The sequence below is a fragment of the Kitasatospora sp. NPDC048286 genome (genome assembly GCF_043201735.1).
In the GTDB taxonomy this organism is placed as follows: Bacteria; Actinomycetota; Actinomycetes; order Streptomycetales; family Streptomycetaceae; genus Kitasatospora.
The window spans coordinates 477,165-499,371 of the sequence record NZ_JBICZE010000003.1; the positions used below are offsets into that span (position 1 = coordinate 477,165).

Sequence of the window (22,207 nt, forward strand, 5' to 3'; positions counted from 1 at the left end):
CACTGCCAGGTGGAAGTTCGGCCCTGACCGCCGGGTGGACGGACGCCACTCGATCCCGGCCTGCCGGGACGAGCCGGCCCCAGGCCTCGGTCCAGTGCTGGACGCTCCGGGTGCCCGTTCCTCGCAGCCACCCGGGACGGGCGGGACGGGTGGACCGTCTGGGCCGGCGTCGGGCCGCTCAGGTCGTAGGTGGTCCGCAGCGACTCGTGTCTCTCCACCAACTGGAGCCAGGCGTCCATCACTTGGCCTGCCCGTGACCTGCGGGAGTGTCACCTCGGCCCGGAGCGGGACGGCCGCCCCGTGCCACGGTCGTCCGGCCGACATTCGGCCGCACCCGCGGATCGCAACCTGGAAATAATGCCGCATTCCGGGGAAAGTCGAGCCGGGTAAAGCCCTGGAAAGGAGGGGGAAGTGCGGGGGTAAATGTTCCGTGAATCGGCGTTGTACACAGGGGCGCTTGTGTGCTACAGTTTTGCTGATTATATATGGGTCCACGCGGGGGGTGGGGTCGGTGGGCTCACGATGGCGATCGGGTCCCGCGGCGCTGCGCGGATAAGCGTGTCAGGCCACGGTCGGTGGCCCTGTGGGGTGCGGTTCGGAACTATTTTCCGACCGTGGGCGTTGTGTTTTTGGCGTGACTTTTCTCGGTCATGAGTACTTGGGGGTAATCATGATTCAGTTTCGCGTGCTCGGCCCGTTGGAGGTCGTTCGGGACGGCGAAAGAGTCGTTCTGGGGGGAGTGAAACAGCGTGCGCTGCTGGGGCGTCTGCTGCTCGAATCAAATCAGGCGGTCGCGGCCAGTCGATTAGTGGATTCCCTGTGGCCGGACGGTGAGCCGCCCATCACGGCGAGGAAGATCCTCCAGAATTCGGTGTGGTCGCTCAGGTCGGTCCTGCGGTCGCTCCAGGAGCGCGAGCCGCATCCGGCGCTGATCACGCGGTCGCCCGGTTACCTGCTCCACATCGACGAGGACACGGTCGACGTGCACGTTTTCGCCCGGCAGCTGGAGCTCGGGCGCAAGAAGATGGCCAACGGGTTCCCGGCGGAGGCGGCCGCGATCCTGCGGGACGCACTGGACCTGTGGCGTGGGGACGTCCTGGCGGATCTCGCGGAGGCCGGGATCGTCTGGCCGGAGTCGAACATCGTCGAGAACGCGCGGATCGACGCCCAGGAACTGTACTTCGAAGCCAAACTGGACTGCGGCCACCACCGTGAAGTGATCAGCGGCATCGAGAAGATGGTGGAGGCGGAACCGCTGCGCGAACGGGCCCGCGGGCTGCTGATGCTGGCCCTGTACCGGTCCGGCCGCCAGACCGAGGCGCTCGACGTCTACCACCGCACGCACACCGACCTCGTCGACCGGCTCGGCCTGGAGCCCGGTCCGTGGCTGCGGGACCTGCAGCGGCGCATCCTGTCGCACGATTCGACGCTGAACGAGCTCTCCCGGGCCGAGGCCGCCGGGGAGGAACCCGAGCCGGCCGGCGGGCCGGTGGTGGTCGACGCGGGTGTCCGGCCCGCGCCGTACGAACCCGCCGACGAGGACGGGCTCGTGTACGGCCTGCTGGATGTATCGGGCCGGCCGGGGGACCAGGCGTCCTCCCAGACGCGGTCGCACCGGCGCGAGGTGACGGTGATGATCGTCCGGACCCACGTCGGATCCGGGGCGGGGACGGGGCACCCCGTCGGCGTCGATGAGCTCCTCGACGGCATCCACACCCTGGTCAGGGCGGGCGTGGAGTGCAGCGGGGGAGAGGTCGTGGCCTCCGTGGGCTCCGCGACGATCGCCCTCTTCGACCTGGACGACCCGCGGAAGGGCGCGGCACGGGCGACCCAGCTCGCCCTGCTGCTGCGGGACAGTCTCGACGTGTCGGACGAGAACCGGCACGGGCTCACCATCCGGGCCATGGTGGCGACCGGCGACCTCCAGCGGCACTTCGACCCGGCGCCCCGCCGGAGCCGGGTCTCGGCCAACGGCACGCTGCTGGACCAGTGTTGGGAGATCTTCCCGCAGGTGCCGGTCGGCATGATCTGGGTGTCCGACCGCACCAGGTCGCTGACCCTCGACCAGGTGTCGTACCTGACCATGGCGGCCGGCAAACTGCCGTACTGGGTCGCCGAGGCGCGCTCGGTGGAATACCCGGTCGAGACCAAGCCGTTCATCGACCGGGACCACGAGATGGAGATCCTGCAGCGGACCTTCGAGCGGGTCGAGCAGCGCAGCCTTCCACACCTGGTGACCGTCCTCGGCGACCACGGGACGGGGAAGAGCCGCCTCCTGATGGAGTTCTGCCAGTTGCTGGAGGAGAAGGCCCGGACGGCTCCGCTCATCGTGAAGTACCGAGTGAGGAGGTCGGTGAGCATCGACCCGTCGGCGTTCGTCGAGCCGCTGCGGTCGCTCCACCGCGAGGCCGGTCCGATCCGCCCGCCCGAGGCGGCCGGTCCGATCCGCCCGCCCGAGGCGGCCGGTCCGATCCGCCCGGAAGCGGCGAGCGACGTGCACGAGGCGGAGGCCCTCGTGCACGCGCTCGCCCGCAAGCACCCGGTCGTCATCGCGGTGGATGACCTGCACCTCGCCGACGAGGCCACCCTCGCCTTCTTCGACGGCCTCGGCGCGGGCAGCCAGTCCGGCAGGCTGCTGATCGTGGCCTGCGCCAACGAGGACTTCCACCGCAGGTTCCCGCAGTGGGGGCTGGGCCGGCTGAACAGTACGCGGATCCTGTTGGAGCCCCTGTCGGTCGACGCCGTCGGCCAGCTCTTCGAGAACCTGATCGCGACCATCGGGGACTGCATCTCCGAGTCGACCTGGCGGACCTTCCACCGCATCTTCGGCGATCCCGGTTCCGCTTCGGCGAAGCGGGCGCGTCTGCTGCGGGCGCTTCCGCTGGTCGTCGGGACGAATTCCTTTCCCGGCGACCACGCGCCCGACGAATGGGTCAGTAGCCCTTGAAGAATCCGTACAGCCGGTTGATCCGGCCGCCCTCGAAGGTGGCGACGTCGAATCCGCTCACCACGGGTGCGCCCCCCGCGGGGCCGACCTGCCAGGAGAAATGGACGGCGTCGTGATGGGTCAGGACCGGGCCGAGGGTGAAGAGCATTCCTGTGAAGTTGCGCTGCGCCATGGCGAGGTAGTCGCCGATGGCCGCCGCGCTGTGGGCCACGATGTTCGGATCGGTGTACGTCGCGTTCGGGGTGAATACCTCTTCGATCAATTCCCGCCGGATCCGGCCGTCGGATTCGTTCCAGATCCCGATGTATTTCCCGACCAGCTGGTCGACGCCATTCCTGTCCATGAGTCAGCACCTTAGCAGTGGATGTGTGATTGATTGGGTCGTTCGGCGGAATTGCTCCGGTCGGCCGGAAGGCGGCGGAATAGCCACCTTCCGGCCGACCGGAGCGGAGCCCTGACCGGCGGGTCAGCCGGTCAACGGCCCCGGACGGGACGGGTCACCCGAGGTCGTCGACCATGGCGAACAGGTCCTCGTCATCCGCGTCCTCCAGGTCCCTGAGCTCCTCCTCGAGCCGGTCGTCGCGGCCGTCGCCGGCCGCCGGAGCGCCGCCGACGAGCTGCCGGAGCCGGTCCAGCTCGTCCGGGCCGAGCCGTCCGTCACCGATCAGCGCCTCCAGCCGGTCTAGGAGCGGCGCGGCCTGACGGGCCGCCACGACGGCGCGCAGCCGCTCGGCCAGCAGGGCCGGCGTCGGATGGTCGAACACCAGCGTGGTCGGCAGGCGTTCGCCGGTGAGTGCCGTCAGCCGGTTGCGCAGTTCCACCGCCGTCAGCGAGTCGAATCCGAGGTCCGTGAACGGCGCGTCGGAGGCGATCGCCGACACTCCGTCGTGCCCGAGGGCGGCCGCGACCTCACGGCGGACCAGTTCGAGCGCGGCCCCCGGCCGGTCCCACGGAATGTCCGTCGAGTGCTGCGCCGCCGGCCGGGCCGCTCCGCCGCGCGTGGCGGCGGCCGGTGCGGGCCGGGGCACGAGATCCCGGAGGACTGAGGGCGGGTTCGGGGCAGCGCCGAGGGCGGCCCGGTCGACGCCGGTCACCGCGAACACCGCGTTCCGGGCGCCGTCGGCCGCCGGGCCGGTGAGTTCCGCGGTGGCGGCGTCGAAGGCGGCCAGCGCCTCCGGCACCGCGACCGGACGCAGCCCGAGCGCGAGGATCCGCCTCAGGTCCGCCCCCGACAGCCCGTCGCCCATCCCGGTCTCCCACAGTCCCCAGGCCAGCGAGACCGTCGGCAGGCCGCGGGAGGTGCGGTACTCGGCCAGGGCGTCCAGGAAGGTGTTCCCCGCCGCGTAGTTCGCCTGCCCGGCGGTGCCGAGCAGCCCGGCGATCGAGGAGTACAGCACCAGGGGCCGATCACCGGCCTCCTCGTGCAGATGCCAGGCGGCGTCGATCTTGGGCCGCAGCACAGCGTCGACCTGTTCGGGCGTCAGCCCGTCCAGCGTGCCGTCGTCCAGCGCCCCGGCGGCGTGCACGAAGGCCACGGGCCGGTGGCGGGCGACGAGTGCGGCCAGTGCCGCGCGGTCGGCGACGTCGCAGGCCGCCGCGGTGATCTCGACGCCGTCGCCGGCACCCGCGATCTCCGGGGCCGTCCCGCTCCGGCTGACCAGCAGCAGCGAACGGGCGCCGTGCTCCGCCACCAGGTGCCGGGCCAGCTCCGTGCCCAGCGCACCGCTCGCGCCGGTGATCATCACGGTGCCCTCGCGCCAGGGGAGCGCCGTACCGGCCTGGGCGTGCGCCCCCGCCGTGGGCTCCGCCTCCTCCGGCCGGGCGTCCGCCGACCGCCGGTACCGGGCCAGCCGCGGGACGAGGAACTCCCCGTCCCGGACCCGGACCTGCTGCTCGTCCAGGTCCCCGGCCGCGGTCAGGAGTTCCCGTACGGCGTCCCGGACGTCGCCCGAGCCGTCCCAGTCCGGATGGTCCACCAGCAGGAACCGGCCGGGGTGTTCGGTCGCGGCACTGAGGACCAGGCCCCGGACGCCGGCGTGGGCCAGGTCGGAGCCGACCACCACGGCGAGCCGTCCGCCGGTGTCGCGGTCCAGCCAGTCGCGCAGCACACCGAGGGTGTGATGGACGGCGTGGTGGGCCCGCTGGGGCAGGTCACCCGGGCCGGCCTCGGCCTGCACCACCGTGTGCCCGGTGCCGTCGGCCGCCGAACCGGACGCGTCCGGCCGGCGCCAGACGGGGGTGTACAGCAGGTTCTCGCCGGCCACGGGGGCCGGGAGGCCGCTGAGCGGACGCAGCACCAACTCGTCGACCTCGGCCAGGACCCGGCCGTCCTCGCCGCAGACCAGCAGGCGCACCGTGTCCGGACCCGTGGGCGTGATCCGGGCCCGCAGAACCGCACCGTCGGCCCCCGCGGCCGCGTGGAACCGCACCCCGCTCCAGGCGAACGGCAGGGCGGCCGGCCGGTCGTCGTCGGCGACGCCGGGCAGCAGCGCGTGCAGGACCGCGTCCAGCAGCGCCGGGTGCACGGCGAACCCCGCGGTCGGCAGGGCCGGTTCCGCCGGGGCGACGACCTCGGCGAACAGCTCCTCGCCGTGCCGGTGCAGCGCCCGCAGCCCCCGGAAGGCGGGGCCGTACGCGTACCCGTGCTCCGCCACCCGCTCGTACAGCCCGGTCAGGTCGATCTCCGTGGTCCCGTCCGGCCAGGGCTCGGCCTCCGGGACGGTCCCGGACGTCTCCGGCGCCAGGGTGCCGACGGCGTGCCGGGTCCACCCGGGGCCGTCCGGACCGGCGTCCCCGCTCCGGGACCAGAGTGTGACGTCGCCGCCGTCGACCACCAGCTGGAGGACGAGGGCGCCGGACTCCGGCACCACGACCGGTTCGGTGACGGTGAACTCCGCGAGGTCGCCCGCCGATGCGGCCAGTTCCACCAGCGCCGTGCCGGGGACCAGTACGACGCCCCGCACCCGGTGGTCGGCGAGCCACGGCTGCCCCGCCAGGGTCAGCCGGCCCGTCGACACGGTGGCGCCGCCCTCGCCGGTGGCGCCCGCGGCGAGGTCGACCGCCGCACCCAGCAGCGGGTGCTCCGCGGAGCGCAGCCCGGCGCCGGCCACATCGGTCCGGCCGGTCGGGGCGAGCCAGAACCGCTTGCGCTGGAAGGCGTACGTGGGCACGTCGGCCGGTCCGGCACCGGGGAACACCGCGCTCCAGTCGATCCCGACGCCCCGGGTGAACAGGGTGCCGAGCGCGCCCGCGACGCCGTCCGCCTCGGGCCGGCCGTGCCGCCGCAGCGGTACGGCGACCGGGGCGTCCGGCTCGTCGGCGGGGAAACCGGCGGCGATCATGCCGGTGAGCACCGCGTCGGGGCCGACCTCCAGCACCGTGCGCACGCCCTCGTCCCGGGCGGTCTCCACCGCCTCGTGGAACCGGACGGTGGCCCGCACCTGGTTCACCCAGTACTCGGGGTCGGTCCACTCCCCGGCGGACCGACCGGTGACCGTGGAGATCGCGGGGATCACCGGGGCGTGGTACGTGAGCTCCCGGGCCACCTCCCGGAACCCGGTCAGCATCGGCTCCATCAGCGGGGAGTGGAAGGCGTGGCTGACGGACAGCCGCTTGGTCCGCCGGCCGGCGAACCGCTCCTCGACGAAGGCCAGCAGCGGCTCCTGCGCGCCCGACAGCACCAGCGAGGCGGGGCCGTTGACCGCGGCGACCGCCACCCCGGCGGGCAGCTTCGTGCCGTCCAGTTCGGTGGCGGCCGCCTCGACGGCGACCATCGCGCCGCCGCGGGGCAGGGCCTGCATCAGGGCGCCGCGGGCGGCGACCAGCCGGGCCGCGTCGGGCAGCGACAACACGCCCGCGACGTACGCGGCGGCCAGCTCGCCGACCGAGTGGCCGAGCACCACGTCGGGCCGGACCCCCCACGACTCCGCCAGGCGGAACAGCGCGACCTCCACGGCGAACAGCGCGGGCTGTGCCGTGCCGGTCTCGTCCAGGCCGTCCCCGTCGGCGATCGCCGCCCGGACCGTGGCCCGCAGTGAGGCGTCGAAGTGGGCGCAGACCTCGTCGAAGGCCGAGGCGAACGCCGGGTGCGCGGCGGCCAGTTCGAGGCCCATGCCGATCCGCTGCGCGCCCTGTCCGGTGAACGCGAAGGCCAGTCGGCCGCCCGCCGCCCGGACCGGTACGGCGTCCCGCAGTGCCGCCGGGCCGGCCGCCGCGATCCGGTACGGCAGGGCGGCGCGGGTGGCCAGGGTGTACGCCTCGTCCGCGGTGGACAGGTCCGCGACCCGGTGCGCCTGCTCGGCCAGCGCCTGCTCGGTCCGGGCGGACAGCACCCACGGGACCGGGGCCGGCGCGGGGCCGGCCGGTATCGCGGAGACCAGGGCCGGGACGGTCTCGGCCTCCTCGACGATCACATGGGCGTTGGTGCCGCCGAACCCGAAGGAGGACACGCCGGCCCGGCGGGGCTGGGCCCCGCGCGGCCACGGGCGGGCCTCCGTCAGCAGCTCGACGCCGCTCCCGGACCAGTCGACGTGCCGGGACGGGGTGCCGACGTGCAGGGTGGCCGGGGCGATCCCGTGCCGCATGGCCTGCACGACCTTGATGATCCCGCCGACGCCGGCCGCCGCCTGGGTGTGCCCGAGGTTCGACTTCAGGGACCCCAGCAGCAGCGGCTGCTCCCGGTCGCGTCCGTAGGTGGCGATCACGGCTTCGGCCTCGATCGGGTCGCCCAGCCTGGTCCCGGTGCCGTGCGCCTCGACGAGGCCGACGTCGGCCGGGGCCAGGCCGGCCGAGTCGAGCGCGGCGCGGATCACCCGTTCCTGGGCGGGACCGTTGGGAGCCGTCAGCCCGTTCGAGGCGCCGTCGGAGTTCACCGCCGAGCCGCGCAGCACGGCGAGCACCCGGTGCCCGTTGCGCCGGGCGTCCGACAGCCGCTCCAGCACCAGCATGCCGGAGCCCTCGGACCATCCGGTGCCGTCGGCGTCGTCGGAGAAGGACCTGCACCGGCCGTCGTGGGACAGCCCGCGCAGCCGGGAGAACTCCACGAACGGCGTCGGCGTGGCCATCACGGTCGCGCCGCCCGCCACCGCGAGTCCGCACTCGCCGCGGCGCAGCGCACTCGCTGCCAGGTGCACCGCGACCAGCGACGACGAGCACGCCGTGTCCACGGTGAGGGTCGGTCCCTCGAACCCGAACGTGTAGGCCAGCCGGCCGGAGGCGATGCTGCCGGCGCTGCCGCTGTACAGGTAGCCCTGCACGCCCTCCGGCGGCAGGTCCGGCCGGGAGCCGTAGTCGCTGTACATGACCCCGACGAACACGCCGGTCCGGCTGCCGCGCAGGGACTGCGGGTCCAGCCCGGCCTGCTCCACGGCCTCCCAGGTGGTCTCCAGCAGCTGCCGCTGCTGCGGGTCCACGGCGAGCGCCTCCCGCGGCGACAGGCCGAAGAACTCGGCGTCGAAGCGGTCCGCGTCGTGCAGGAACCCGCCCCGGCGGGTGGTGGAGGTGCCCGGGTGGTCCGGGTCGGGGTGGTACAGCCCGGCCGGCCAGCCGCGGTTCACCGGGAACTCCGAGGTGGCGTCCCGGCCGTCGGCGACCAGCTGCCACAGGTCCTGCGGCGAGGCGACCCCGCCCGGGTACCGGCAGGCCATGCCGACGATCGCGATCGGCTCGTCGAGGTTCCCGTCCGTCGCCGGCCGGCTCGCGGCCGCCGGGGGCAGCGGCCGCTCCCCGGCCGCGGCGAGAGCGAGCAGGTGCTCGGTCAGCGCGGCCGGGGTGGGATGGTCGAACACCACGGTCGCGGACAGCCGGTGGCCGGTCGCGGTGCCGAGCCGGTTGCGCAGCTCGACGGCCGTGAGCGAGTCGAAGCCGAGTTCGCTGAACGAACGTTCCTCCTCGACCTCGGCCGGGTCGGCGTGGCCGAGCACCGCGGCGATCTGGTCGCGGACGATCTCCCGCAGGTCGGCGCCGCCGACCCCGGGCGTCTGCGCACCGGGCAGGCCGGATTCGCCGTCCGGTACGGCCGCCGGGGTGGCCGCGGCCGGTCCGGCCAGGTCACGCAGCACCCCGGGGAGGTCGGTGCGGCCGCGGAGCGCGGAGCGGTCGAACCGGGTCAGGGCGAGCACCGCGGCACCGTCGCCGGCGGCCGCGCCGAGGGAGGCGTCGAACAGGCCCAGCCCCTCCGCGGTGTCCAGCGGACGCAGGCCCGAGCGGGCCAGCCGCCGGACGTCGGGGTCGGTCAGCCCCTTGGAGATGGTGCTGGTCTGCGCCCACAGGCCCCAGGCCAGCGAGACCGCGGGACGGCCCAGGGCGCGGCGGTGCTCGGCGAGGGCGTCCAGGAAGGTGTTGGCCGCCGCGTAGTTCGCCTGGCCCGCGGTGCCGAGCAGCCCGGCGACCGAGGAGTACAGGAACAGCGGCCGGTCCCCGGCCAGTTCGTGCAGGTGCCAGGCCGCGTCCACCTTCGGGCTGAGCACCGCGTCGATCTGCTCGGCGGTCAGCCCGGCGATCGTGGAGTCGGCGACGACTCCCGCGGTGTGCACCACCATGGTCGGCGCGTGGGCGGCGAACACCCGCTCCAGGGCCTGCCGGTCGGTCACGTCGGCGGCCACCAGGCTCACCTCGGCGCCGAGGCCGGCCAGTTCGTCCCGCAGGTCCGCCGCGCCGGGCGCGGCCTCGCCGCGGCGGCTGAGCAGCACCAGGCGCCGAACCCCGTGCCGGACGACGAGGTGCCGGGCCAGGACGGTGCCGAGGGTGCCGGTCGCGCCGGTGATCAGCACCGGGCCCGCGGTCAGGGCCGCGGTGTCGGCCGGGGCGTCCGCCGCGGTGCCGGCCGGGCGGGCCAGCCTCGGCACCAGGATCCGGCCGTCCCGGAGCGCCAGTTCCGGCTCGGGTGTCCGCAGCGCGGTCTCCACCTGCGCCGCGACGGCGGTTTCGTCGGCCTCGACGAGCACCAGCCGGCCCGGGTTCTCCGCCTGGGCACTGCGCACCAGGCCGCGGATCGCGGCGTGCGCCAGGTCCGGGGTGATCACGAAGGCGTGGCGGCGCCCGTCGTCCTCGGCGAGGACCGCCCGGAGTTCGCCGAGGACGGAGTGCACCAGGGCCTTCGCCCTCGTCGGGATGTCCTGTTCCGGGCCGTCGGCCACGGCCGCCACCCGGTGCAGGACGGCCGGTTCGAGGCCGGCTGCGGGGGCGGGGGCGTCCCGCCAGAACACGGTGTGCAGGCCCGCCGGCGCGTGGCTGCCACCGACCGGCAGCAGCGCCAGCTCGTCGACCGTCAGCACCGCCCGGCCGTCGCGGTCGTGGACCGCCAGGCCGGTCGTGCCGCCGCGGACCGTGACCCGCGCGGTCAGGGCCGTCGCGCCGGTCGCGTACCGGGTGACCCCCGTCCAGGAGAACGGCAGGACCGCCGGGGCGGCGGGGTCGACGACGCCGGGGAGCAGCACGTGCAGCACCGCGTCGAGCAGGGCCGGGTGCACGCCGTAGCGGGCCGCCTCGCTCCGGTGGCGCTGCGGCAGCTCCACCTCGACGAAGCGGTCCTCGCCGGTGTGGCGCACCGACCGCAGGCCCCGGAACGCCGGGCCGTACCGGTAGCCGTGCCCGTCGAGCCGCTCGTACACGCCGGTCAGGTCGGCCTCCTCGCCCACGGGTTCGGCGGCGGCCGGGGCCGTCCGCCGCCCGGGGATGAGGACGCCGTGGGCGTGCCGGGTCCACTCGGCGAGGTCACCGGCGGCCCGCGGGCGGGAGTGGATCAGCAGCGTGCGGCTGCCGTCCGGCTCCGGGGCCTCGACCCGGACCTGGACCGTCACCGTCTCGCCGTCCGGTACGGCCAGCGCGGTGGTGAGGGTCAGTTCGGCCACCGTCGGGCAGTCCACCCGGGACCCGGCGTGCAGCGCCATGTCCAGCAGCGTCGTGCCGGGGACCAGGACCTCGCCGCGGATCCGGTGGTCGCCGATCCAGCCGCCCGCACCGATCTCACCGGTCAGGACGGTGCCGCCGTCGACGAGGGTGACCGCGGTGTCCAGCAGCGGATGCTCCGAGGACGGGGTCTCCAGCCAGTACCGGCGGTGCTGGAACGGGTACCGCGGCAGCGGGACGGGCCCGGTCGCCGGAAGGACCGCCGACCAGTCGACCGGCACGCCCCGCAGCTGCAGGGCGCCGAGCGCGGAGAAGGCCGTCTCCACGTCCCCGCGTCCGGACCGCAGCATCGGCACCGCGGTGCCGATGCTGCGGTCGGCGTCCCCGTCCTCGTCCGCGACGGCCTGTCCGACCATCGCGGTCAGCGCGCCGTCCGGGCCGAGCTCGACGAACTCGGTGACCCCGCCGCGGCGCAGGGTGCGCACCCCGTCGAGGAACCGTACGGCTTCCCGGACATGGGTCACCCAGTAGTCCGGGGAGGCCAGCTGTTCGGCGGTGGCGATCTCGCCGGTGACGTTCGAGACGACCGGGATCCGCGGCTCGTGGAAGACGACGGTGTCCAGCGCGGCGCGGAAGCCGGCGAGCACCCCGTCCATGTGGGGCGAGTGGAAGGCGTGGCTGACCGAGAGCCGCCGGGTCCGCCGGCCGAGGCCGGACCAGTGCGCGGTCAGCGCGGTCACGGCGCCCTCGTCGCCGGACACCACCACGGCCCGGGGGCCGTTCACCGCGGCGATCGCCGCGCCGGGAACCAGCGACTCGCGCACCTCCTCCTCGGAGGCCTCCAGCGCGGCCATCGCACCGTCGTCGCGGGCGGACTGCATGGCGGCACCCCGGGCGGCGACCAGCCGGCAGGCGTCGGGCAGGTCGAACACGCCGGCCACGTGCGCCGCGGCCACCTCGCCGACCGAGTGGCCGAGCAGGTAGTCGGCGGTGACGCCGTGGTGCTCGGCGAACCGGTGGAGCGCCACCTCGACCGCGAACAGCGCGGTCTGGGTGTACGCGGTCTGGTCGAGCAGCGCCGCGTCGGCGGTGTCGGGCTCGGCGAACAGGACGGCGGTCAGCGGCCGGTCGAGCACCGGGTCGAGGTGGGACGCCACCTCGTCGAGCGCGGCGCGGAAGACGTCGGACCGCTCGTACAGTTCGCGCCCCATCCCGGCCCGCTGGGCGCCCTGTCCGGTGAACAGGAAGGCGGTGGCGCCGCGGCCGGTGCCGTGCCCCTGGACCACGCCCGGCGCGGCGGTGCCCGCCGCGACGGCGTCGAGGCCGCGCAGCACGGACTCCCGGTCGGAGCCGAGGACCACGGCCCGCCGCTCCAGCAGGGCGCGCCGCCCGGCGAGCGTGCCGGCGACGTCGGCGAGGCCGAGCTCCGGCCGCGCGTCCAGGTGGGCGCGCAGCTCCGCGGCCCGGGTGCGCAGCGCCTGGTCGGTCCGGGCCGACAGCACCAGCGGCAGCACCGTCGCGGCGGCGCCGGGCTCCTCGCCCGGGCGGGTCCCGGAGGTCCGGGCGGGAGCCGGGGACGGCCCGGCCTCCTCCAGGATCACGTGGGCGTTGGTGCCGCTGATGCCGAACGCGGACACCGCGGCGCGCCGCGGGCGGCCGAGGGCCGGCCACTCCTGCTGCTCGCCGAGCAGCTCGACCGCGCCCGCGGACCAGTCCACGTGCGGCGACGGCGTGCCCAGGTGCAGGGTGCGGGGCTGGATGCCGTGCCGCATCGCCTGGACCATCTTGATCACGCCGCCGACGCCGGCGGCGGCCTGGGCGTGCCCGATGTTCGACTTCAGCGAGCCCAGGCGTACGGGCTGTTCGCGGTCCTGCCCGTAGGTGGCCAGCAGGGCCTGGGCCTCGATCGGGTCGCCGAGCCGGGTGCCGGTGCCGTGCGCCTCGACCAGGTCGACGTCGGCGCCGTTCAGGCCGGCGTCGACGAGGGCGGCACGGATCACCCGTTCCTGCGAGGGCCCGTTCGGGGCGGTCAGGCCGTTGGAGGCGCCGTCGGAGTTCACCGCGGAACCGCGCAGCACCGCCAGCACCCGGTGCCCGTTGCGGCGGGCGTCGGACAGGCGCTCCACCAGCAGCAGGCCGACGCCCTCCGACCATCCGGTGCCGTCGGCGTCGGCCGAGAAGGACTTGCACCGGCCGTCCTCGGACAGCCCCTTCTGCCGGGAGAACTCGACGAAGGTGCCCGGCCCGGACATGACCGTGACGCCGCCCGCCAGCGCGAGGTCCACCTCGCCCGAGCGCAGCGCGTTCGCGGCCAGGTGCAGGGCGACCAGCGAGGACGAGCACGCGGTGTCGACGGTGATCGCCGGGCCCTCCAGGCCGTAGCTGTACGCCAGCCGCCCGGAGATCACGCTGGAGGTGTTGCCGGCCAGCAGGAAGCCCTCCACCTCCTGCGGGGTGGCCGGGAGCCGCGAGGCGTAGTCGTCGTACATCACGCCGGTGAACACACCGGTGCGGCTGCCGCGCAGGCCCGTCGGGTCGATGCCGGCGTCCTCGAAGGTCTCCCACGCCGTCTCCAGCAGCAGTCGCTGCTGAGGGTCGGTGGCGAGTGCCTCGCGGGGGGACATGTCGAAGAACGCGGCGTCGAACAGGTCCGCGTCGTGCAGGAACCCGCCGCTCCTGGTGTAGCTGGTGCCGAGGTGGTCCGGGTCGGGGTGGTACAGCCGGTCCAGGTCCCAGCCGCGGTTGACGGGGAACTCGGAGATCGCGTCCCGGCCGTCCAGGACCAGCTGCCACAGGTCGTCGGCCGAGCGGACGCCGCCGGGGAAGCGGCAGGCCATGCCGACGATGGCGATCGGCTCGTCGGTCCGGCCGCGGTTCGCGCGCCGCCGCGCGCCGCCGGCCGCCCGTTCGTCCGGTCCGCCGTCCGGGTCCTGGGCGAGGAACGCGGCGAGGGCCTGCGGGGTGGGGTGGTCGAAGACCAGGGTGGCCGGGAGCCGCCGGCCGGTGGCCGCGATCAGCCGGTTGCGCAGGTCGACGCCGGCCAGGGAGTCGAAGCCCTGCTCGCGGAACGCCCTGCCCATGTCGAGCGCGCCGGGGTTGGGCAGGCCGAGCACCGCGGCCGTGGTCGTGCGGACGAGCTCCTCGGCCTGCTTCGCCGTCAGCGTCCCCCCGACGCGTCCGGCCGCCGCGGCGGTGCCGGCGGGCTTGCGGCGGCGCCGGACCAGGGCGGCCAGCAGGGGCGGTACGGGGTCGGTGGCGGACAGCAGCGACGGCTGGAGGACGGCCGGGACGTGCAGGGCGGTGGTCGTGCCCGTGGTGTCCGTCGCGCCCGTGGTGTCCGCCGTCCCCCGCGACAGGGCCCGGTCGAACAGGGCGAGCCCCTGCGCGGCGGTGAGCGGCGCCACGCCGGACCGGGTCCAGCGGCCCAGGTCGGAGGCGCCCAGGGACTGCCCCATGCCCTGCTCCCACAGGCCCCACGCCAGGGAGGTTCCGGGCAGGCCGAGGGCGCGGCGGTGCGCGGCCAGCGCGTCCAGGTAGGTGTTGGCGGCCGCGTAGTTGGCCTGGCCGGCGGTGCCGAGCAGGCCGGAGATCGAGGAGAACAGGACGAAGGCGTCCAGCTCCCGGTCCGCGGTGAGCTCGTGCAGGTGCCGGGCGGCGTCGGCCTTGGCGGCCATGACCGTGCGGACGCGCTGCTCGGTCAGCGCCGGGATCGTGGCGTCGTCGAGCACCCCGGCGGTGTGGACCACCGCGGTCAGGGGTGCGTCGGCCGGCAGGCCGTCGACCAGCGCGACCAGCGCGGCCCGGTCCGTCACGTCGACGGCGGCGATGCGCACGCCGTCCAGCTCGGCCGCCAGGGCGGCGGCGCCGGGCGCGTCCGGGCCGCGGCGGCTGACCAGCAGCAGGTTCCGCAGCCCATGCCGGTGGTGGAGGTGCCGGGCGATCAGTGCGCCCAGCCCGCCGGTGCCGCCGGTGATCAGGACCGTGCCACCGGGGTTCCAGCCGAGTCCGGTCCCGTCGGCCGCGGCGCCCGCGGGGGCCTGGGCGGCCCTGGTGATCCGGGGCACCAGGAGCGCGCCGTCGCGGACGGCGAGCTGCGGCTCCCCGGTCCGTACGGCCGCCTCGACGGCGTCCGCGGCGGGGGCGGTGCCGGCGAGGTCCAGCACGACGAACTGGTCCGGGTACTCGCTCTGGGCAGTGCGGGCCAGGCCCCACACCGCGGCGGCGGCCGGGTCGGCCACGGCGTCCCCCGGTGCGGCCGCGACCGCGTCCCGGGTGACGAGGACCAGGCGCTCGTCCCGGTCGTGGCTCGCGGCCGCCCAGTCCCGGACCGCGGCGAGGGCGGCGGCGGCCGCCGCCGCCGGGTCGTGGGCCGGGGCCACCTCGACCACGGTGGGCCGGAGCGGGCCGTCGGCGTCCGCCGCTGGGGTGCCCGGGGGCTGCCAGGCCAGTTCGTACATCGGGACGGCGTCGGTGCGCGCCGACGCCCGGAAGGCCAGGCCGTCGACGGTGGCCACCGGCTCCCCGGTCGCGTCGGCGAGCAGCAGCTCGTACGTGTCGCCGCCGGCCGGGCGGATCCGGGCGCGGAACTCCGTGCCGCCGGTGGCGCCTGGGTGCAGGCGCACCCCGCTCCACGCGAACGGCAGGCGCGTCCCCTCCCCGCCGTCGACCAGGCCCAGCACGATCGGGTGCAGCACCGCGTCCACCAGGGCCGGGTGCATCAGGAAGCCGGAGTCCGCGGCGAAGTGCCCGTCCGGGAAGCGGACTTCGGCGTACGCGGTGTCGCCGTCGCGGTACACCGCCCGCAGCCCGCGGAACACGCCGCCGTAGGCGTAGCCGCGTTCGCCGAGCAGCTCGTACGCGTCGTCGAGGGGTAGCGGGTCGCCGGCGGGCGGCCACTCCAGCCGATCCGCCGCGTCCGGCTCCGCGGCCGCGCCGCCGTCGAGCAGCCCGGACGCGTTCCGCGTCCACTCCGGTTCGCCGTCGCGCCGCGAGTGGATCGCCAACTGCCGCTCGTGCACGGTGACCTGGAGCTGTACGGAGCCGGCGGCGGGGAGCTCCAGCGGGCTCTCCAGTGTCAGGTCCGCCACCCCGGAAAGGCCCACCCGCTCGCCGGCGAACAGCGCCAGCTCCAGGAACGCCGTTCCAGGCAGCAGGACCGCACCGTCGACCACGTGGCCGGCGAGCCACGGGTGGTCGGCCGCCGAGACGGTGCCGGCGAGCACCACCTCGTCCCGGTCGACGAGTTCCACGACCGAGTCGAGCAGCGGGTGCCCCGAGCCGCCGCGCGCCGCGCGCGGAGGCAGCCAGTAGCGGTCGCGGCGGAACGGGTGCGTCGGCTCCTCGCCCCGGAGCCGGGCCAGGCCCGCGGTGAGGACGTCCGCCTCGGACCCGGCGGACCGGCCCAGCGGGACGGCCCGCCGCACCCCGGCGGACCTGACCAGCGGGGTGAGCGCGGCCGACGGCCCGATCTCGGCGAACAGGCCGGCGCCGGCCTCGCGCAGGGCGGTCACGGCGTCGTGGAACCGCACGGTGCCGCGGAGTTGGGTGACCCAGTGCTCGGCGTACCCGGAGGGGTCGGCGGGCAGCGGGCGCCCGGTCACGGTGGAGATCACGGGGATCCGCGGCGGTCGGTGGCCGACGGTCTCGGCCACCGACCGGAACTCGTCGAGCACCTCGTCCATGTGGGGGGAGTGGAAGGCGTGGCTGACGGTCAGCCGGGTGACCCGGCGGCCGTGCTCCCGCCACCCGGCGGCGACGGTCTCGGCGGCCTCCGCGTCGCCGGCGATCACCACCGACACCGGGCCGTTCACCGCGGCCACCACGACCCCGTCGACCAGGGTCCCGGCGACCTCCGCCTCGGAGGCCTCCACGGCGATCATCGCGCCGCCGGAACGGGCCCGCTGCATCAGCCTGCCGCGGGCGGCCACCAGCTTCGCCGCGTCCTCCAGCGAGAACACCCCGGCCACGTAGGCGGCGGCGAGTTCGCCGATGGAGTGCCCGGCGAGCAGGTCGGCGCCGAGCCCCTGGTCGGCGGCCAGCGCGGCCAGCGCCACCTCGAAGGCGAACAGCGCCGGCTGGGTGTAACGGGTCTGGTGGAGGGCGGCCGCGGCGTCCGGCCCCTCGTCGAACATCAGCTCCTTCAACGGCCGGTCCAGGTGGGCGTCGAACGCGGCGCACACCTCGTCGAGGACGCGCGCGAACACCGGGAACCCCGCATGCAGTTCGCGGCCCATGCCGGGGCGCTGCGCCCCTTGGCCGGTGAACACCAGGGCGGTCGGGGTCCGTTCGCCCTCCTCCAGGACGACGTGGGCGTTGGTGCCGCTGATGCCGAAGGCGGACACCGCGGCGCGGATCGGCCGGTCGGCGCGCCGCCACTCGCGGGCCTGCGTCAGCAGTTCCACCCGGCCCGACTCCCAGTCCACGCGGGAGGTCGGGACGTTGGCGTGCAGGGTCCGCGGCAGCACCTCGTGCCGCATGGCCTGGACCGCCTTGATCACGCCGGCGACGCCGGCCGCGGCCTGGGTGTGGCCGATGTTCGACTTCAGCGAGCCCAGGTACAGCGGGACATCGCGGTCCTGTCCGTAGGTGGCGAGGATCGCGTCGGCCTCGATCGGGTCGCCGAGCGAGGTGCCGGTGCCGTGGGCCTCCAGCAGGTCCACGTCGGCGCCGGTCAGGCCGGCGTCGGCCAGCGCGGCGCCGATCAGCCGCTGCTGGGACAGGCCGCTGGGCGCGGTCAGCCCGTTGGAGGAGCCGTCGGAGTTGATCGCGGTGCCCCGGATCACCGCGAGCACCGGGTGGCCGTCGCGCCGGGCGTCCGAGAGCCGCTTCAGCACCAGCATGCCCACGCCCTCGGACCAGCCGGTGCCGTCGGCGTCGGCCGAGAACGGCTTGCACCGCCCGTCGGCGGCCAGCCCGTGCTGGCGGGAGAACTCCTCGAACATGCCGGGAGTGGCCATCACGGTCACGCCGCCGGCGAGCGCCGCCGACGCCTCGCCGCTGCGCAGGGCGCGCACCGCCAGGTGCAGGGCGACGAGCGAGGAGGAGCAGGCCGTGTCCACGGTGAGGGTGGGGCCCACGAACCCGAACTGGTAGGCGATCCGGCCCGACAGCACGCTGGGCGTGGTGCCGGTGAGCACGTAGCCCTTGACCTCATCGCCCGCCTCGTGCATCCGGGGGCCGTAATCGGAGGAGGTGCCGCCGACGAACACGCCGGTGCGGCTGCCCCGCAGGGACTTCGGGTCGATGCCGGTCCGCTCCAGGGCCTCCCAGGTGGTCTGCAGCAGCAGCCGCTGCTGCGGGTCCATGGCCAGCGCCTCCCGGGGGGAGATCCCGAAGAACTCGGCGTCGAACTCGGCCGCGGTGTCGAGGAACCCGCCGGTCCGGGAGTACCCCTCACCGGGCTGCCAGCCGCGGTCGGTCGGGAAGTCGCCGTACACGTCCTGCTCGCCGGCGACCACGCGCCACAGGTCCTCGGGGGAGGCGAGCCCGCCCGGGAAACGGCAGGCCATGCCGACGATCGCGATCGCGTCCTCGTCGGCGCCGGCCGCGGCGCGGGTCCGGGCGGACGGCGCGGCCGCGGACGGGCCTCGGCTCGCCGCGCGGCCGGGGCCGACGCCGGTCTCGGCGAAGTAGCCGATCAGCTCCTGCGGCGTCGGATAGTCGAACAGCAGACCGCTGGGCAGCGGGCGTCCGGTGGCGGCGGACAGGTTCTCGATCAGCTCCACCGTCATCAGTGACGAGAAGCCGAGGTCGCGGAAGTTGGTGTCGAGTTCCACGGAGTCCGGGACGGCCGCCCCGAGGGCCTCGGCCACCTGCGCCCTGACCAGCGCGGTGGGGTCGGCGCCAAGGGAGTCCGCGGCGGCCGCCGCGGGGGCGGGGTGCTCGCCGGTCCAGAACCGCTCGCGCTGGAACGGGTAGCCGGGCAGCCGGACCCGGCCGGCGCGGACGTCCGCGAACGCGGGGCTCCAGTCGACGTCCTCGCCGTTCACGAACGCGGTCGCGAGGGCGGTCAGGAGCGCGGTCCGGTCGTCGGGGAGCCCGGCGCTGTCCGCCGCCCCGGGCCCGGGCTGCGCGGTCGTGACCAGGTGCGGGGCGGAGCGCCCCTGCACGAGGGCGTCCAGGCCGGCGTGCAGCTCCTCGGCGTCCGCGGCGAGCACGACGGCCCGGTGCCGGAACGCCGTCCGGGTGGTCGCCAGTGAGAAGCCGAGGTCCTGCGGGGCGAGTCCGGACGCGCTCAGCAGGGCGGCGTGCGCCCGCAGCGCGGCCGGGGTGCGGGCCGAGACGGGCACCGGCACCGCGACCGGCGCGGCCTGCGCCGCCGGTGCGGCGTCGTCGGTACGGGCCTCGGCCGGCGGCTCGCTCAGGACCACGTGGGCGTTGGTGCCGCCCATGCCGAACGAGGAGACGCCGGCGATCAGGGGGCGGCCCGGGTGCGGCCAGTCGGACGGCTCCGCGGCGACCCGCAGCCCGAGCTCGTCGAAGGGGATGGCCGGGTTGGGCGTCGCGAAGTTCAGGCTCGCGGGCAGGCGGCGGTTGCGGATGCTGAGCACCGCCTTGAGCAGGCCGGTGATGCCGGCGGCGCCTTCCAGGTGCCCGATGTTGGTCTTGACCGAACCCACCAGCAGCGGGTCGGCGGCCCCGTCGGCCCGCCGCCCGGCGAAGACCGCACCCAGCGCGGCCGCCTCGACGGGGTCGCCCACCGGGGTGCCGGTGCCGTGGAGTTCGACGTACTGCACCTGCTCCGGAGCGACGCCGGCGCGCCGCAGCGCGGCCCGGACGACCCGCTCCTGGGCCTGCGGGCTGGGCACGGTCAGGCCCGGAGTGGCGCCGTCGTTGTTGACCGCGCTGCCGCGCAGCACGGCGTAGACGTCGTCCCCGTCGGCCAGGGCCGCGCGCAGCGGCTTCAGGACCAGGGCCACGGCGCCCTCGCCGCGGACGTAGCCGTTGGCCCGGGCGTCGAAGACGTAGCTGTGGCCGTCCGGGGACAGGCCGCCGAACCGCTGCGCGCCCAGCGCCCCTTCGGCGAGGAGGTTGAGGTTCACGCCCGCCGCGATGGCGATCGGCGACTCGCCCGACCGCACGCTCTGGGCGGCCAGGTGGACCGCGACCAGCGACGACGACTGCGCCGTGTCCACCACGACGCTGGGGCCGCGCAGGTCCAGGGCGTAGGAGACCCGGTTGGCGATGACCCCCCGGTGCACGCCGGTGTTGGTGTGCCGGGAGATCGCTCCGTCGCCGCCGCTCAGCACGAGGCCGGCGTAGTCGTCGCGGAGCGAGCCCACGAACACCGAGGCCGCGGAGCCGGCCAGGGCGGCCGGGACGATCCCGGCGTCCTCCAGCGCCGTCCACGCCAGCTCCAGCACCAGGCGCTGCTGCGGGTCCATCGCCGCCGCTTCCCGGGCGGAGACGCCGAAGAACGCGGCGTCGAAGTCCCCGATCCCGTCGAGGAAAGCACCGAAACGCGTGCCGCCGTCGAACCTGACCGAATCCGAAATGCCGTCCCGCCGGTCCTGCGGGACCTCGGTTATCGCATTGCGGCCGTCCCGCAGGAGATTCCAGAATTCCGCCGCCCCGGTCGCCCCGGGTAACCGGCAGGACACCCCGACGATCGCCACCGATTCGTCATGACCGTCCTCGTGCCCGTCGTGCCGTGTCGTCATCTGAACAGCTCTTTCCTTCGTCATCCTGGAAATTCGCCATGCGAGGGGTGCGGGGTTCCGGGTTCAGGAAGTCCGTCGCCGAGCTCACGGGACCCTAGTGAGCGGATTCCCCGGCCGGTCCCGTCGGCAGGAAGGCGGCGCCGTTCTGGTCGCGGAGCACGGTCAGCAGCCCGCGCAGCCCCGCTTCCAGCCGGTCGGTCTCGGCGTCCGTGAAGTGGACGGACGGCTCCAGCCGCAGGGTGTTGACGGCGCTGGCCGTCGGGAGGATCCGCAGGGCGTGGACGCGCAGCAGGTAGCCGGACAGCAGGTAGCCGAGCAGCCCGGTACGGGCCTGCCCGGCGATCACCTCGGAGGCGGAGTCCGACTGGTCGTGGAACTCCAGGCCGAGCATCAGGCCCTTGCCGCGGACGTCCTTGACGACCGTCCCGAACTCCCGCTGGAGCCCGCGGAGCATGTCCGCGAGCCGGCTGCCGCGCTCGGCGGCCAGCCGGTATGCCCGGCCGCCGTCCGCCTCCAGCAGGTCGACCGTCCGGACGGCGATCGACGTGGAGAACGCGTCCTTCGCGAAGGTCGAGCTGTGCACCAGCTCGAACTCCTTGCGGTAGCGCGAGCCGCGCACCAGGGTCACCGCCGCCTTGGCGACGCCGCCGCCCAGGCTCTTGGCCAGCGTGATGTAGTCGCCCTGCAGGCCGAGGTGCGAACTCGCGAAGAAGGCGCCGGTGCGGCCCATACCGCTCTGCACCTCGTCGACGACGATCGGGATGCCGGCGGCCGCGCAGGCCTGCCGGATCCGCTCCGCGGTCTCCCGGTCGAACACCCGGATCCCGGCCTCGCCCTGGACCGGCTCCAGGACGAAGGCGGCGACGGCCGGCAGTCCGCGCTCGACGACGCGCACCGCGCCGCCGTCCACCGCGAGGTCGAACACGGTCCGGCGCACCGACTCGATCGTCTTGGCCAGGGCGTCCGGCTCGTGCACCGCGACGAAGCGGCACTGCGCGGCCAGCGAGGAGAACGGGGTGCGGAAGCCGGGGTTGTGGGTGAGCTGGACGCTGCCGACCAGCTTCCCGTGGAACGAGCCCTCCGGGGCCAGGAACACCGGGGGCGCCGCCAGGCGCGGTGCGTTGGCGCGGCGGATCCCGGCGATCACCTCGTCCAGTGGGGCGCCGGCCGCGACGCCCCCGGCCGCGGCCAGACGGTCGTACGCGGCCCCGCGGGCGAGTGCGGCCCCGCCGGCCGCCGCCGCACGGGCCTGCTCGATGTTCTCGTCGATCTCCCCGGCCAGCTCGGCGAGGCGCGCGACCCGGTCGAACTCGGCGTGCTTCATCGCGATCTCGACCGCTTCGGCACCGCTGTTGGCGAAGATCGCCGAGTAGGGTTCGTCCGTGCCGAACTCGCGCCGGATGACGGCGTTGACCTTCTGCGCCAGCTCGTTGGCGTACGGGTGCTTCGAGAACTGCGCGTGGACCGGGACGCCCCCGTCCAGCAGCTCCTTTGCGTAGCCGACGATCTCGGGGTTGCTGTGCCCGAGGATCGTCGAGCCGTAGCCGCCGACGAGGTCGAGCACCGGGACCTCATGCCCCGTGTCATCGCGGAAGAAAAGGGTGTCCTTTTCCGCCCTGGAATAGTGGACGTTCAGGCCGAGTGAGGCGAGCAGACCCCCGAGATAGGGCTCCGCAAGGTCCTGCTCTGCAATCTCCGGATTCATTTCGACTCGGGTTCCCAATCTATGAGGGCCTACGTGTCCGGAACCATA

The 22,207-nt window shown here is 75.0% G+C and carries 4 protein-coding genes; 1 reads left to right on the forward strand and 3 read right to left on the reverse strand.

Annotated elements, in window-relative coordinates; genetic code table 11:
* The first annotated feature begins 739 nt into the window (after nucleotides 1-739).
* Nucleotides 740-2,947 carry a BTAD domain-containing putative transcriptional regulator gene (locus tag ACGF13_RS09480; RefSeq protein ID WP_392870997.1) on the forward strand — a complete coding sequence of 736 codons (2,208 nt, stop codon included), beginning with the start codon at nucleotides 740-742 and terminating at the stop codon, nucleotides 2,945-2,947.
* On the opposite strand, the gene ACGF13_RS09485 is transcribed toward ACGF13_RS09480, so the two are convergent.
* From ACGF13_RS09485 to ACGF13_RS09495, 3 genes are all read right to left on the reverse strand, one after another.
* Complete coding sequence (locus ACGF13_RS09485) at nucleotides 2,934-3,290, reverse strand: nuclear transport factor 2 family protein (protein ID WP_392870999.1); 357 nt, start codon at nucleotides 3,288-3,290, stop codon at nucleotides 2,934-2,936. The two genes, ACGF13_RS09480 and ACGF13_RS09485, sit on opposite strands and share 14 nt — an antisense overlap.
* Before the next feature lie 154 nt (nucleotides 3,291-3,444).
* Nucleotides 3,445-20,454: an SDR family NAD(P)-dependent oxidoreductase gene (locus ACGF13_RS09490; RefSeq protein WP_392871001.1), complete on the reverse strand. Its 17,010-nt coding sequence runs from the start codon at nucleotides 20,452-20,454 to the stop codon at nucleotides 3,445-3,447.
* 94 nt (nucleotides 20,455-20,548) lie between these two features.
* The gene (locus ACGF13_RS09495) at nucleotides 20,549-22,159 is read right to left on the reverse strand and encodes an aspartate aminotransferase family protein (RefSeq protein WP_392871004.1); all 1,611 of its coding nucleotides are present in this window, start codon (nucleotides 22,157-22,159) and stop codon (nucleotides 20,549-20,551) included.
* Between the last annotated feature and the right edge of the window lie 48 nt (nucleotides 22,160-22,207).